Annotated in this window: 15 protein-coding genes; 8 read left to right on the top strand and 7 right to left on the bottom strand. The window is 47.0% G+C overall.

Annotated features, from left to right (window positions below; genetic code table 11):
- Positions 1 to 16: 16 nt before the first annotated feature.
- The 4 genes from SFSGTM_RS13445 to SFSGTM_RS13430 all read right to left on the bottom strand — a co-directional run bounded on the left by SFSGTM_RS13445 (position 17) and on the right by SFSGTM_RS13430 (position 4105).
- Positions 17 to 1006 (bottom strand): alpha-E domain-containing protein, encoded by a 990-nt coding sequence (locus SFSGTM_RS13445; protein ID WP_162085605.1) that lies wholly within the window; start codon positions 1004 to 1006, stop codon positions 17 to 19.
- A 1-nt stretch (position 1007) separates the two neighbouring features.
- Positions 1008 to 2447 carry a circularly permuted type 2 ATP-grasp protein gene (locus tag SFSGTM_RS13440; protein WP_174237420.1) on the bottom strand — a complete coding sequence of 480 codons (1440 nt, stop codon included), beginning with the start codon at positions 2445 to 2447 and terminating at the stop codon, positions 1008 to 1010.
- A 207-nt stretch (positions 2448 to 2654) separates the two neighbouring features.
- Positions 2655 to 3401, bottom strand: coding sequence for a type 1 glutamine amidotransferase domain-containing protein (locus tag SFSGTM_RS13435; RefSeq protein WP_162085604.1), 747 nt, complete (start codon positions 3399 to 3401; stop codon positions 2655 to 2657).
- On the bottom strand, positions 3401 to 4105 hold the full coding sequence (locus tag SFSGTM_RS13430; RefSeq protein ID WP_162085603.1) for a DUF4197 domain-containing protein: 705 nt from the start codon (positions 4103 to 4105) through the stop codon (positions 3401 to 3403). The genes SFSGTM_RS13435 and SFSGTM_RS13430 overlap by 1 nt, the downstream gene beginning before the upstream one ends.
- 25 nt (positions 4106 to 4130) lie before the next feature.
- On the opposite strand from SFSGTM_RS13430, the gene SFSGTM_RS13425 reads away from it, so the two are divergent.
- A complete protein-coding gene (locus tag SFSGTM_RS13425; protein WP_162085602.1) occupies positions 4131 to 4634 on the top strand; it encodes a peroxiredoxin family protein in 504 nt (167 codons plus the stop codon).
- Positions 4631 to 5170 (top strand): DinB family protein, encoded by a 540-nt coding sequence (locus SFSGTM_RS13420; RefSeq protein WP_162085601.1) that lies wholly within the window; start codon positions 4631 to 4633, stop codon positions 5168 to 5170. The genes SFSGTM_RS13425 and SFSGTM_RS13420 overlap by 4 nt, the downstream gene beginning before the upstream one ends.
- Here SFSGTM_RS13420 and SFSGTM_RS13415 read toward each other — a convergent pair.
- On the bottom strand, positions 5160 to 5696 hold the full coding sequence (locus SFSGTM_RS13415; RefSeq protein ID WP_162085600.1) for a peroxiredoxin family protein: 537 nt from the start codon (positions 5694 to 5696) through the stop codon (positions 5160 to 5162). The genes SFSGTM_RS13420 and SFSGTM_RS13415 overlap by 11 nt on opposite strands.
- Before the next feature lie 12 nt (positions 5697 to 5708).
- Here SFSGTM_RS13415 and SFSGTM_RS13410 point away from each other — a divergent pair, with 12 nt between their 5' ends.
- Entirely contained in the window at positions 5709 to 6125 is a 417-nt protein-coding gene (locus SFSGTM_RS13410; protein WP_162085599.1) for a CopD family protein, read from the top strand.
- Positions 6122 to 7273, top strand: a complete 1152-nt coding sequence (locus SFSGTM_RS13405) for a THUMP domain-containing class I SAM-dependent RNA methyltransferase (protein ID WP_162085598.1) — start codon at positions 6122 to 6124, stop codon at positions 7271 to 7273. The genes SFSGTM_RS13410 and SFSGTM_RS13405 overlap by 4 nt, the downstream gene beginning before the upstream one ends.
- 47 nt (positions 7274 to 7320) lie before the next feature.
- Here SFSGTM_RS13405 and SFSGTM_RS13400 read toward each other — a convergent pair whose 3' ends face one another.
- Positions 7321 to 8448, bottom strand: a complete 1128-nt coding sequence (locus tag SFSGTM_RS13400; protein ID WP_162085597.1) for a PilT/PilU family type 4a pilus ATPase — start codon at positions 8446 to 8448, stop codon at positions 7321 to 7323.
- 3 nt (positions 8449 to 8451) lie between these two features.
- Positions 8452 to 9495, bottom strand: coding sequence for a type IV pilus twitching motility protein PilT (locus tag SFSGTM_RS13395; protein WP_162085596.1), 1044 nt, complete (start codon positions 9493 to 9495; stop codon positions 8452 to 8454).
- A gap of 41 nt (positions 9496 to 9536) precedes the next feature.
- Here SFSGTM_RS13395 and SFSGTM_RS13390 point away from each other — a divergent pair, with 41 nt between their 5' ends.
- From SFSGTM_RS13390 to SFSGTM_RS13375, 4 genes are read left to right on the top strand one after another with little or no spacing between them, the layout of a single operon-like run.
- Entirely contained in the window at positions 9537 to 10223 is a 687-nt protein-coding gene (locus SFSGTM_RS13390) for a YggS family pyridoxal phosphate-dependent enzyme (protein WP_162085595.1), read from the top strand.
- A gap of 2 nt (positions 10224 to 10225) precedes the next feature.
- Positions 10226 to 11026, top strand: a complete 801-nt coding sequence (gene proC / locus SFSGTM_RS13385; protein WP_162085594.1) for a pyrroline-5-carboxylate reductase — start codon at positions 10226 to 10228, stop codon at positions 11024 to 11026.
- Positions 11027 to 11046: 20 nt separating this feature from the next.
- Positions 11047 to 11622 carry a YggT family protein gene (locus SFSGTM_RS13380; RefSeq protein ID WP_162085593.1) on the top strand — a complete coding sequence of 192 codons (576 nt, stop codon included), beginning with the start codon at positions 11047 to 11049 and terminating at the stop codon, positions 11620 to 11622.
- Positions 11623 to 11656: 34 nt separating this feature from the next.
- The gene (locus SFSGTM_RS13375; protein ID WP_162085592.1) at positions 11657 to 13579 is read left to right on the top strand and encodes a dynamin family protein; all 1923 of its coding nucleotides are present in this window, start codon (positions 11657 to 11659) and stop codon (positions 13577 to 13579) included.
- The last annotated feature ends 12 nt before the right edge of the window (positions 13580 to 13591 follow it).

Raw genomic sequence — 13591 nt, 5'->3', positions numbered from 1 at the left:
GGGGTTAAATACATGATTATTGTACTTGCATCAGCATTTTTTGCATCGGTGATGGTGCAAATTCTTCACGTCGGGCTAAATAGCTGGTGTGAATTTCCTGACCTAACAAGTCAACTTTTTCTAAAAACTCAGTCAAATATTCATGTAAACCTTGCTGCGTAATGTCTTCAATACGACCAAAGTGCAGCGCCGCATGGAGTTCTCCGGCGCGACGGCGTGCTTCTCTGCCGCTAAAACCATTGATGATTTCCAGTGTGGTTTCAACTTCATTTAAACAGGCGTGCAGTGAGCGCGGCATATCTGCACGCAAAATGAGTAATTCCGCTACCTTTTGTGGCGTAATCACATCACGATAAACTTTGCGATAAGCGTCAAAGGCGCTGACAGATTTTAATAATGCACCCCATTGGTAGTAGTCTGCGGCACCGCCGACATCGTGAACGCTAGGCAACAGGATATGATATTTCACATCCAGTATGCGTGCAGTGTTATCGGCGCGCTCCAGGAAGGTGCCAAGACGAATAAAATTCAGGGCATCATCTTTGAGCATGGTGCCTAATGTGACGCCACGGAATAGGTGTGAGCGTTCCTTGACCCATTCGAAGAAGCAAGTAGGGCAGTCTTTTCCTAACGTGGGTATCATGCGATTAATTTCTAGCCAGGAAGCATTGATACTTTCCCACATTTCCGCGTTAATGGCTCCGCGTACCGAGCGGGCATTTTCACGTGCTGACATTAAGCAGCTATAGATGCTTGATGGATTGTCAGGATCTAAGGCAATGTAGCGGTTGACAGCTTCCGCTTCAACCAGTTCATGCTTGGCTAAATAGCCTTCAGCACAGCCAGCAATGTTGAGCGGTGCATACCACAGGTGCGTTTCTGCGCCTTCGCTGTCGTCGGGAAGTAGTGATGTTTTATGGGTGATGTCTAATACCCGGGCGGTATTTTCAGCGCGCTCAATGTAGCGCGCCATCCAGAATAAGTGATCTGCTGTGCGTGATAACATGTTAATCCTCCAATACCCAAGTATCTTTAGTACCGCCACCCTGTGACGAGTTGACGATTAATGAGCCTTCAGCCAATGCAACACGAGTCAGGCCGCCAGGTGCCAGTCGTATTTCTTTACCTGATAGTACAAATGGGCGCAAATCAACATGGCGTGGCGCAATGCCCGCCTCTACTAATGTAGGGCAAGTGGATAAGGCCAGCGTTGGCTGTGCGATAAAGTTGGAAGGATCTGCCAAAATCCGATCACGATAGTCGGCAATTTCTTTTGGTGTACTGGTTGGACCTACCAACATGCCATAGCCACCAGAGCCTTGAACTTCTTTCACCACTAATTCAGGCAAATGTGCCAGGACATAACTTAAATCGTCTTTCAGTTCCAACCGCCATGTTGGCACATTGGAAAGGATGGGTTTTTCACCCAAGTAAAACTCTATCATTGCTGGTACGTACAGATAAGTTGACTTGTCATCAGCAACGCCAGTGCCTACAGCATTGGCGAGGGTGACATTACCTGCGCGATAGGCTTTCATCAGGCCAGGTACACCTAGTGCAGAGTTGGGATTAAATACCGTGGGATCCAGAAAATCATCGTCAACTCGGCGGTAAATAACATGCACTTGCTGCGGACCTTCGGTGGTGTGCATATACACTTTATCGTCGTGTACGAACAAATCCTTGCCTTCGACCAGTTCCACGCCCATCTGGCTGGCTAGAAACGCGTGTTCGAAATAGGCGCTGTTATATGCACCTGGGGTCATGACTACAATTACAGGGTCGCTGATGTAGGGCGATGCAGATTCGCGCAACGTGTCATACAACATTTGTGGATAATGCTCGACCGGTGCGACCGAATGACCTGCAAACAAATCAGGAAATAAACGCATCATGGTACGGCGATTTTCTAGCATATATGACACGCCAGAAGGTGTGCGTAGATTATCTTCCAATACATAGAAATCGTTTTCGGTGACTCGTACTAAATCGATACCGGCGATGTGAGCGTATATTTGATTAGGTAAATCTACGCCTTGCATTTCTTTGCAATAAAGTTTGTTATCCAGTATTTGATGAGCAGGAATAACCCCTGCTTTGATAATATTCTGTTCGTGATAAATATCGTGAAGAAAGGCATTTAAAGCAGTAACGCGTTGTTTTAAACCCTGCTCTAGACGTGCCCATTCTTTGGAGCCAAAGACTCTGGGTACAATATCGAAAGGAATGAGACGTTCTGCACCAGCAGCTTCGCCATAGACAGCAAAGGTGATGCCCAGACGTCGGAATAACATTTCAGCTTCACGTTGCTTTTGCGCCAGAGCATCAAGTGGCAAGCTGAATAACTGACGGGCAATATTTTGATAATGATGTCGTGCGGCGCCTTCACTGGTGTACATTTCATCATATATTAATGTTACTGGTGCTGCAGGCGTAATTTCATCCATGATCGTACTCTTTGCTTTTGTCTGTGATTGGATAATCGCAAAGAGCGTGCCAATTATGGAGTTATTTATCTATATGTTTAATATAGATTTAATTTCGCATTGTTAATTGATACTGCAATTTTGCGACTATTTGGTGCGTATCTGTACATCATCGCACCAAATTAAGACATGCGTATTAATTTATCGTTCAGATTTGTAATATTTGGATTAATCACACGGTGTAACACAGGCATCTTTATCCAGCGTACCCATTTTTTTGAGTTTGCGCGCCATGTGATAGGCTAGTTTATCGACTGATGCAGGATTTTGTCCGGTGTAGAGTTGACGGTCAATTACAACATGCTCTTGTCCGGGTTGTGCAAAGCTTAATAATCCACCTAAATGAGTAATACGGTTAGCGAGTAAGTCAGGGAGTTGCGTGGCGAGTCCAGCAAGTTGTTCTTCTTCTGGACTAAAGCAGGTGAGTTGGTAACCTGCTAATAACCAATTGTCTTCGTGCTGTGCGGGTACTAAACCCGCTGGGCCATGGCAGATAGCGCCTATGAGTCCATTGTTGGCCAGAGTGCGCTTGACGAGTGTGCCCGTTGCTGCTGAGTCGATTAAATCTACCATAGGGCCGTGACCGCCTGGGAAAAATACTGCATCGTACTTAATACCAGTCAGAGCCAGGCGTTCCAATGACAATGGGGTACGCCAGCCATCAATTTCGTCGAGCTGCTCGCGCAGGTTGGCAATGCGACCTGAATCATGCTGGTGAAATTCGGGTGCGAAGCAGTTTTCATCGAGCGCAGCCGGTTTGCCCTTGGGGGTGGCGATGCTGACTTGATGGCCATGTTCGAGAAACAAATGATGTGCGGGCACAAATTCTTGCGCCCAGAATCCTGTGGGCATGTTGCTGCCGTCAAGCAAGGGTAATTGTTCGGCGGCGGTGAGGATGAATAAGACGTGTGCCATTATTGCAGCGCCCCAAATACCGTCTTGAGGATGCTGCTGCCATATTTGCTGGCCATGCCTGCAGTATATTGAACAGGGTTGGCACGCAACGCCTTTTCTTCATTACCTATAGTGAGGTATAAACCATCCAGCGTTTTTTGCGTGACATAGCGTTCTATGCTGGCATCTTCCTGTTTAACCAGACCAAATTGTGCCGCTTGTCCTGCGAGTTGGTTGTATTGTTGTGCCAAGCCCAGTTTTTGTGTGTAGCGAGTCACAATGGGAAGAAAAGTCTGCTGTAACTGAGTCTGCGAATTTTTGCGGAAGTATTCTGTGCCTGCAGTATCACCACCCATGAGGATGTTTTTGGCATCGGTGAGTGTCATTTTTTTGACTGCACTGACGAGCAGGTTTTTCGCAGCAGGCACTGAGGCTTCGGCAGCACGGTTGATAGTGAGATCAAGTTCGTCAAAGGCACGTCCCTGCCCTAAAGTGCGCATGATGGTTTCGACTTGTTGCATGGCGGGCGGGAGTGGTATCTTAATTTGTGGGTTGTTCATGAAACCATCTGTACGCCCGAGTTGACTAACGGCTTTGACTGCACCTTGTTCTAATGCTTGTTTTAAGCCACTATTCGCTTGTGTATCGGTGATGCTGTCTAAATTTGCAGCTAGCAGTGAGGTGCTGAAGAAAGTAGTCAGGAGAAATCCGATAATTTTAGACATGCTTGTATTCCTGAAAGGTTGCTAAATGGGTAGTAAACAATATCATAAGTTCATTATTTATGCTGTGCTGGGTGGGGTGTTGGCGGTATTGGTTTATATGGGCTTGACGCAAAAAGCCAGTGCGCCTGCGTTAACGATGACCACTTTATCTGGTCAGACATTAGACTTGGCGCAATACCGTGGTAAAACGGTGGTGGTGAATTTTTGGGCGACAAGTTGCCCCGGTTGCGTCAAGGAAATGCCGCAACTGGTCGATGTATATCAGCGTTATCATAGTAAAGGTCTGGAAGTTGTGGCCGTGGCGATGAATTATGATCCTGCCGAGAATGTCCGGCAATTTGCTGCTGAGCAGCATTTGCCATTTCCTGTGGTGATGGATACGCAAGGCGATATTGCACACGCATTTGGTGAGGTAAAGTTAACGCCAACCTCCTTTCTGATTGATGCTGATGGTCATATCGCAGAACAAACTATCGGCGACTTGGATTTTGCAAAATTGCGGCAGCGTTTGGATGGGGTGAAAACATGAATGAACAATATGCCTGGCGTAGCTATTTTGTTGTACAAGTGGATTACCAGTTATGGGCGAATGACAGGATGTTCGCTGCGCTAGGTTGTCTGGATCCTGTTGTGCGTCTGCAGGAACAAGGCCTGTTTTTTCATAGTATTCATCATACCGTTGATCATTTGTTGCTGGTCAACAAGCTGTGGTTTGCACGGCTGCGTGGTCAGTCAGGGCACGTCGACTTTAGTCAGATTACTTATCCTGACTGGGATCAGTTGATAGAAACGACACAAGCTAATTTACGTGAATTGCAACTCTGGTTGGAGGAGTGTGACGATACGTTTTTTGAAAGCGAGCTGGCTTATCTGACCAGTAAGGGTGAGCATGAAATTATGTGGGTACGTGATGTGCTTTCACATATGATGGATCATCAGGTGCATCACCGTGGGCAAATATCAGCGGTGCTGACGCGTTTGGGTTATCGTGCACTGGAAATGGATTATTTATATTACAAGCGTGAAATAATCGCTTACAGGCGTCAGCTGGCTGCTATTCCTTGAGCAAGGGCTGCACTAAATCTTCAAGCCGGCCGTAATAAACCTGGCCATCAATTTTATGACGTATAACGCCTTTTTTATCAATAATGAATGACATCGGCACCTTGTCAATTTTGCCAAATGCCTGCTGTGTTGTTGCATCAGCAATTGCAGCGGTGAAACTGTAAGCTTCCTGACGCATAAACTGGGCGACCAGTGCAGGATCGTCTTCAATCGAGAGGGCTAATATTTCCACGCCTTTGTTATGCCAGTCGCGGTAAAATGATTGTATCTCTGGCATCTCATGACGGCAATAGGGACACCAGGTTGCCCAGAAACTGACGATGACGACTTTGCCACGTAAATCAGATAATGCAATAACCCGGTTATCAGTCGTCGTGACGCTGAAATTATCAACAGGACGATGCTCTTCGCTGACCCAGGCGGGTGGTCTGAACCAGAAATAAACGATGAGCATGAGTAACACGGCCGTGAATGGGCTGGGTGTTAATTTTTTTACCCAGGGGTGCGTGGTTAAGTTTTTCAGCATAGGAGTGTTAAATTGTTGTGGATTAAAGCATTACATATCATTTTTGTAGCGAGCTGGTTTGCGGGCTTGTTCTATTTGCCGCGTTTGTTCGTTAATCATGCCATGGTAAACGATGCGGCAACGATTGCGCAATTTAAGTTGATGGAGCGTAAGCTATATAAATTCATGACTCCGCTGGGGGTGTTGGCACTGATATTTGGTACCTGGTTGTGGCTGCGCTATGGTTATTCAGGCGCTTGGCTGGATATTAAATTGGCATTGGTCGGTGTGTTAATCGCCTACCATTTATATTGTGGGCATCTGGTTCAAGTGTTTGCGCGTGATGAGAATAAACGCAGCCATGTGTTTTATCGCTGGTTTAATGAATTGCCTGTGTTGATTTTATTTGTGGTGGTATTTTTAGTGGTATTGAAACCGGAGTTTGCATGAGCAAAAAGCTAGAACAATTTTTCGCAACCTGTCCACGTGGACTGGAAGCCTTATTAGGTGAAGAACTGCGGGAATTGGGTGCGCAAGCTATTGCCCCAACTTATGGTGGTGTGGCGTTTTCGGGTGAGTATGAGCTGTGCTATCGCGCCAACCTGCATTCACGTCTGGCTAGTCGGGTTTTGCTGCGGGTAGGTGGTGGCGAGTATCGTGATGAGGAAGATATTTATCATGGTGCACTATCGTTTGACTGGCCGACTATGTTTAGCGTGGATAAAACTATAGTCGTGAAAATGACGGCGCAAAAAGCACCACTGAAAAGTCTCGAATTTACAACGTTGCGTATCAAGGATGCGATTTGTGACCGCTTTCGCGAAGCTACAGGAGAGCGTCCGAATGTCGATATACGTGAACCCGATGTGCGTATTCATGTATTTTTGACCGCAACAGAGTGTACCTTGTATCTGGATACTTCGGGACAGTCACTGTTTAAACGTGGTCTGCGTAAACAGGCAGGTGCTGCACCGTTAAATGAGAATCTGGCAGCCGGCATGGTGAAATTGTCTGGCTGGCAGCCTGGTACGCCGTTTTTCGATCCTATGTGCGGAAGTGCGACCATATTGATGGAAGCGGCGCAGGTAGCATTGAATATTGCGCCTGGTAGCCACAGGGATTTTGGTTTTGAAAAGCTGACAAGATTTGATCCTAAAGTCTGGCTGCCAATTAAGCAGGCAGCGATAGACGCCCAATTACCTGCAACTTTACAACCTATTTTTGGGCGCGATATGTTTGGCGACTCCTTGCGTGATGCGCAGGTAAACCTGGAAGCGGCAGGTTTGGCAGGTGTAATTCAGCTCAAGCAGGGTAATGTGATTGAAGTTCCTGCACCTGCTGACCATGGCGTGATTGTGACCAATCCGCCTTATGGGATACGCATTGGAGAACAGTCTGAGTTGGCGGAATTTTATCCGCAGTTAGGCAACTGGTTAAAGCAGAAATGCACGGGCTGGAATGCATATATTCTGTCGGCTGATATGAATTTGCCGAAGCTGATACGGCTGAATGCAACCAAACGTACGCCGTTGTTCAATGGCGCGCTAGAGTGTCGATTGTTTGAATACAAGATAGTGGCAGGTTCTGCACGTAAATAAAAAAATCCCGCTAAGAAGTTTAGCGGGATTTTTTATCGCAGGGCTATTTAGACAATATTCAGACTCTGTATTCCATCCATCACATCACGCCCTTTGGCTTCATGGCCTTCCAGTTTTATTTTCAGTCTGAGGTCGTTGAGTGAGTCGGCATTGCGTAGCGCATCTTCATAAGTAATCAGTCCAGCTTCATACAAATCAAATAGTGATTGATCGAAAGTCTGCATACCCATTTCCCGTGACTTTGCCATAATCGCCTTGATTTCATGGACTTCACCTTTGAATATCAGTTCGGAAATGAGCGGCGAGTTTAGCAATACTTCAACAGCGGCAATTCGTCCGGTTGTGCCTTTACGGGCGATCAGGCGCTGGGAGACAAAAGCTTTCAGATTCAGTGATAAATCCATGAGCAATTGCTGACGGCGCTCATCAGGGAAGAAGTTGATAATACGATCCAGTGCCTGGTTGGCCGAGTTCGCGTGTAGCGTGGTGAAGCACAGGTGACCTGTTTCGGCAAAGGCGATGGCGTATTCCATGGTCTCGCGGTCACGTACCTCACCGATAAGGATGACGTCAGGTGCCTGGCGCAGGGTGTTTTTGAGGGCTGAGAACCAGTTGTCGGTATCTATGCCGACTTCACGCTGAGTGATAATGGATTTTTTGTGTTCGTGTACATATTCAACAGGATCTTCGATGGTGATGATGTGATCCTGGGCATTTTCGTTACGGTGCCCAACCATGGCTGCCAATGATGTTGATTTACCAGAGCCTGTACCACCGACAAAAATAACCAAACCGCGTTTTACCATAGCCACGTCCTTGAGTACGGGGGGCAGATTAAGTTGTTCAAGTTTGGGAATGAGTGTGGTGATGGTACGCAGGACTAAACCTATACGACCTTGCTGGACAAATGCGTTCACACGGAAGCGACCTATCCCCTCAGGTGATATAGCAAAATTGGCTTCGTGCGTATGTTCAAAATCATGCCACTGCCTGTCATTCATGATACTGCGCGCCAGCTCACGGGTATGTGAAGGAGTGAGTGTCTGATTGGATACAGGCGCGATTTTGCCATCGACCTTGATGGCAGGGGGAAAACCAGCCGTGATGAACAAATCAGATGCGCGTTTGCTCAACATGAGTCTGAGCAGGTCGTGTACAGTTTTGAGTGCTTCCATGGATTATCCTAAGAACATATCTTTATTAGCGGCACGTGAGCGTGCTTCGCCGATGGAAATAATATTGCGCTTGACCAAATCTTGCAGGCATTGATCCAGCGTTTGCATACCAACATTCTGACCGGTCTGGATAGACGAGTACATTTGTGCCACTTTGTTTTCACGTATCAAGTTACGTATGGCAGGTGTACCTATCATAATTTCATGAGCGGCAACTCGACCTGTGCCATCTTTGGTTTTGAGCAGGGTCTGGGAAATAACGGCGCGGATAGATTCCGATAGCATGGAACGTACCATCTCTTTTTCTGCCGCTGGAAATACGTCTACAATACGGTCTATGGTTTTGGCAGCCGAGCTGGTGTGTAGCGTACCAAATACTAGGTGGCCTGTTTCAGCAGCGGTGAGCGCGAGTCGTATGGTTTCCAGATCGCGCATCTCGCCGACGAGAATAACGTCCGGATCTTCACGCAATGCGGAACGCAATGCATTTGAGAATGACAGTGTGTGAGGACCGACTTCGCGCTGGTTGATTACGCATTTTTTACTTTGATGGACAAATTCGATAGGGTCTTCAACGGTCAGGATATGGCCATATTCATTTTCGTTAACATAATCGACCATCGCCGCCAGCGTGGTCGATTTACCAGAACCCGTTGGGCCGGTGACCAATACGATACCGCGAGGGGTATCAGCAATGTCTTTGAAAATCTTGGGGGCGTTGAGATCCTCCAGTGTCAGGACTTTGCTTGGAATGGTACGGAATACTGCGCCTGCACCACGGTTCTGGTTAAAAGCGTTGACACGAAAACGCGCTAGTGTCGGGACTTCGAATGAAAAATCGACTTCTAAAGTTTCTTCGTAGATTTTACGCTGACCATCGTTCATGATGTCGTACACCATGTCGTGTACGGTCTGATGGTTCATGTCAGGCAGATTAATGCGTCTAATATCGCCGTGGACGCGTATCATAGGCGGTAAACCTGCGGATAAATGTAAGTCGGATGCTTTGTTTTTAACAGCAAATGCGAGTAATTCAGATATTTCCATTTAATGTATATTCCTCTTCGTTATTTTGAATTTTAGGTATTATGGACATAGTAAAAAGCACATTGCAAGCAGTTCAGGAAAGAATTGCGCAGGCGGCACAGAATGCTGAGCGAGATGTGAATGAAATTACCTTGTTGGCAGTGAGTAAATTGCAGCCTGTAGCGTCAGTTCGCGCATTGGCAGAGCAGGGTCAGCATGCCTTTGGCGAGAGTTATGTGCAAGAGAGTGTGGCTAAAATTCAGGCTTTACGCGATTTGGCATTAGATTGGCATTTTATAGGCCCTATTCAGCGTAATAAAACAGCGCAAATTGCTGCGCATTTTAGCTGGGTGCATAGCGTGGACAGGTTGCTTATTGCGCAACGTCTGTCTAACGAGCGTGCGAACCATGCTGCACCACTGAATATTTGCTTGCAGGTGAATGTAAGTGGTGAGGTATCCAAGAGCGGTGTTAGCATGGCGGAAGTGCCAGCGCTGGCAAGGGCTGTACAAAATTTGCCTAACTTGCATTTGCGCGGTTTAATGGCAATACCACGTGCAGAAGTGGATGAAAATAAGCAACGAGCGCAATTTGCGCTGGTGCGAACACGTTTTGAAGAATTAAATAATATGGGTTTGCAATTGGATACGCTGTCGATGGGTATGTCAGCTGACTTGGAAGCGGCGATCGCTGAAGGTGCGACTATCGTGCGTGTGGGGACGGCGTTGTTTGGGAAAAGAGAAGGATAGTCATGCAGGTGGTATTTATAGGTGGTGGCAATATGGCCACGGCGTTGATTTCGGGTTTGCTGCGGGAAGGGGTGACAGCAGGTCACATCCAGGTTGTTGAACATAACGAGCAGGCACAGCAGCGCCTGCGTAGTGAGTTTGGTGTGCGCGTGGTAGCGCAACTGGAGTCTGCTATGCTGGCTGTTGATGTGATAGTGTTGGCCGTGAAGCCACAGCAATTACCTGAGGTTGCAGCTGCATTGGCGCCTATGCTGACCTCGCAAGTCGTAGTGTCGATTGCAGCCGGAATACGCATTGCGAATTTATCTGCATTGCTGGGTAATTATCCTATTATTGTTCGCGCTATGCCGAATACGCCGGCGATGGTGGGTGCGGGTGTGACGGCATTATTTGCAGCATCTGCGGTTAATGCCCATCAACGTCTGCAAGCCGGGGTGATACTGGAAGCCGCAGGCAGCGTGGTTTGGCTGACTGAGGAAACATTGATGGATGCGGTAACGGCTGTGTCCGGTAGCGGCCCAGCTTATGTGTTCATGTTTATGGAAGCGATGCAGCAGGCAGGTATGGAGTTAGGCCTGACAGCCGATGTAGCACGGCAGCTGACCCTGGAAACGTTTGCGGGTGCGGCCAAATTGGCGGCGAATAGTAGCGAGGACCTGGCGCAGTTACGTGCGCGGGTGACGTCAAAGGGAGGAACAACTGAGCAGGCAATTTTGACGATGCAGACGCATGCAGTTCCTGAAGCTATTGTGGCGGCCGTACATGCTGCGGCCCAACGCTCTAAAACACTAGGGGAGGCATAGATTCTGTACTATGGTAAGCTATGATTAATCAAGCACTTGCTTTTATTTTGCAAAACGTGATCAATTTGTTTTTGATTGCCTTATTGTTGCGTGTATATATGCAATGGGTGAGAGTACCATTTAAAAATCCGTTTTCTCAATTTATCGTTAAATTTACGGATTTTGCTGTGAAGCCGGTTCGGCGGATAGTGCCAGGATTATTCGGTCTGGATATGGGCACCTTGTTATTGGCGATATCTTTGCAATTGTTGTTAACCTTTGCATTGGGCTGGTTATCAGGTTTTCCATTTGCGGTGGTAGGAGCGTCTGTGCTGTTGGGATTCGGTTTGCTGGCACTGGTGTCCTTGTTGAGTTTAATGTGTTACGTATTGATGGGTCTGGTTGCGGTGGTGGCTGTGCTGTCGTTGGTTAATCCTTACTCGCCTTACATGGTGGTGTTTGACTCTTTGACTCGACCAGTGTTGGGTATTTTCCGCCGTTGGATACCGTTGGTGGGCAATGTGGATTTATCACCTGTGGCTTTTTTTTTAGTGATGCAGTTTTTAGTGGCTTTTCCACTTGCTTGGTTGGCGATGTTAGCTCGTCAGTTAATGTAACAAACTAAGCGATAATAAAAAATTGGGGTTGGGCATGAGCGATAGCAGGTTAGACATAGGGGTTGCGCAATATCAACAGCGCCGTGATGGAATACTGGCAGCGCTGGAATCTTATCGTCAGTGGCTGGAAAAATATACCGATGATGCGCCAGAGCAGAATTTGCGCTTATATGATTTATCAGAAAGTTTAAAACGCGATAAATTAATGTTGGCGTTTGTGGCAGAATTTTCTCGCGGCAAATCAGAGTTAATCAATGCCCTGTTCTTTTCTGATTTTAAACAGCGATTGTTACCGTCTGATGTCGGTCGCACGACGATGTGCCCAACGGAATTGTTTTTTGATGCCGATAGTGACCCCTATTTGCGATTATTGCCCATAGAAACACGTCTGCGTGATGATACGATTTCATCGTTAAAACGTAAGCCAATAGAGTGGAGCACGGTTAAGCTGGATCCATCTGATGTAACGCAGGTGAGTAAGGCTTTAAGTGCGTTGGCAGACGTAAAACGTATCTCTATCGAAGATGCTCAGGCACTGGGCTTATTTAATGCCGATGATGCGCAACGCTCGACCGACGGTAAAGTGGAGGTGCCGTCCTGGCGTTATGCCATGATTAATTTCCCGCATCCTTTGTTGAAAAGTGGGCTGGCTATATTGGATACCCCTGGATTAAACGCGCTAGGGGCGGAACCTGAGTTAACGATGAACACCATTCCGAGTGCGCATGGCGTCTTGTTCCTGTTGGCAACGGATACGGGTGTTACGCGGTCTGATCTGGAAATATGGGAAAATAGCGTACGTCATCATGCTAATCATCACGTAGCAATTTTGAATAAGGTTGATATGTTATGGGACGATTTAAAATCTGAAGATGAAATTGCCGCAGGAATTAAAAAGCAAATTGCGCAAACTGCACATGAGCTGAATTTACGCGAAAATCAGGTACTGGCATTGTCTGCGCAAAAGGCGTTGGTAGGAAAAATTCGTGGTGATAAAGCTCTGATTGCACGTTCAGGGATTGCTGCATTGGAAAGTTTGCTGGTTGATGACATTATTCCTGCGCGTCAGGCTATTTTGTATAAATCGGTTTGCGGTGAGATACAAACGATGGCTAATCAGTCACGTCAAGGTGTAGCCATGCAGCTGGATGGTGTGCAGCAGGATATTGAGCAATTGAATAGTTTTTCAGGAAAAAATCGTGAAATAGTGACAGGTCTGCGTGATAAGTTGATTAAAGAAAAATCAGCTTATGATGGAACCACGATGAATTTCAAAGTGACGCGCAATGTGATTCAGGAACAGGGAAGAGTATTGCTTAATCAGCTGTCTGAAGATGTGCTGGAACAAATGCTGGTGGCGGGGCGCGCGGAACTAGAAGATCGTTGGACTACACCCGGCCTGGTCAGAGGCATGGAGGATTTGTTTGCGAAGATTGCGTTGCGTTTTCATGATGTTGAGGCAAGCTCAATCAGAATCGTTGAGTTGCTGGATGCGGCCTATCTGCGTTTCCATCAGGAACATGGCTTTCCTTTACTGAATCCACCGCAGTTAAATATGGAAATTTGTAGACAAAAATTGGGTGTGTTGTTGCATCAAGTGGAGCAGTTTGGCAGGGATCCAGCGAATTTGATGCTGGAAAAACGCTTCATGGTTAAAAAATTCTATTTGAGTCTGGTTGCAGAAGCGCAAGGGATGTTCGTGTTGGCAAGAACTGAGGTCGATGCCTGGTTACGGCGTAGTCTGGATCCCGTTGTGATGCGTATTCGTGAACATAAGAAACTGTTAGAAACTCGGATTGAGAATATCAAACAGGTGCATGCCAACCTGGATAATTTGCAAGCCAGGACAATTGCACTCAAGTCGCAGCAAACCGGATTGGCATTGCAGCAGCAAAGCATTAACATGATCGTGCAGCAACTGAATGATATCGGTGTATGTGCGGCCTCATCAGCGTGAGCATGGGGCTGA

The organism is Sulfuriferula nivalis (assembly GCF_009937995.1).
GTDB classification, from domain to species: domain Bacteria; phylum Pseudomonadota; class Gammaproteobacteria; order Burkholderiales; family Sulfuriferulaceae; genus Sulfuriferula; species Sulfuriferula nivalis.
Note: the sequence above shows the minus strand (reverse complement) of the source record. Positions and strands in the feature narration are given on the sequence as shown.